Source organism: Pseudomonas protegens (assembly GCF_003732485.1).
GTDB classification, from domain to species: domain Bacteria; phylum Pseudomonadota; class Gammaproteobacteria; order Pseudomonadales; family Pseudomonadaceae; genus Aquipseudomonas; species Aquipseudomonas protegens_B.
Window position 1 is genome coordinate 20,354 of sequence record NZ_MOAK01000015.1, and the last position, 609, is coordinate 20,962.

Genomic DNA, 609 nt, shown 5'->3' on the forward strand with positions numbered 1-609 from the left:
GCGCTGTTGTTCGAGCCGTCGTGACCCGAGTTCAGCGCACCCCACTCTGGCGCAAGGCGTTGGGCGTGAACTCGGCCTCCAGCGCCTTGACGCCGAACTGATAGTTGCTCTTCTCTTCGTTCTTCAGGCCCAGCACCAGGTAGCGGCCGCTGACCATGTCATTCAGGGTCTCGGCGGTGTACCAGGGCACCTGGCTGTTGTAGTAGGACTGCTGGTGGGCTTCGGCAACCCGCCACAGGGTATTGCGCCCGTCGTAGTGATCGATGACCGCGGCCTGCCAGGAGTCCTCGTCGATGTAGAAATCACGCTTGGCATACACATGGCGCTGGCCGGGTTTCAAGGTCGCGACCACGTGCCACACACGGTGCAGTTCATAGCGCGCCAGGTCCTGGTTGATGTGCCCGGCCTTGGTGATCTCGGCGTATTTGAGCTTGGGGGAATCGAGCTTGTAACTGTTGTAGGGGATGTACAGTTCCTGCTTGCCCACCAGTTGCCAGTCATAACGATCCGGCGCGCCGTTGAACATGTCGTAGTTGTCCACCACACGCTGGCCGTCGGTGCTGGCGGCCGGCCCGTCGTAGGCCACCTGCGGGGCCCGCCGCACACGGC

1 protein-coding gene is annotated in these 609 nt (G+C 62.6%); it reads right to left on the reverse strand.

Annotated features, from left to right (window positions below; translation table 11 throughout):
- Positions 1-31: 31 nt before the first annotated feature.
- Positions 32-609, reverse strand: a 578-nt coding sequence (locus BLX41_RS01550; protein WP_148059673.1) for a DUF1329 domain-containing protein, incomplete at its 5' end; no start/stop codon positions are given.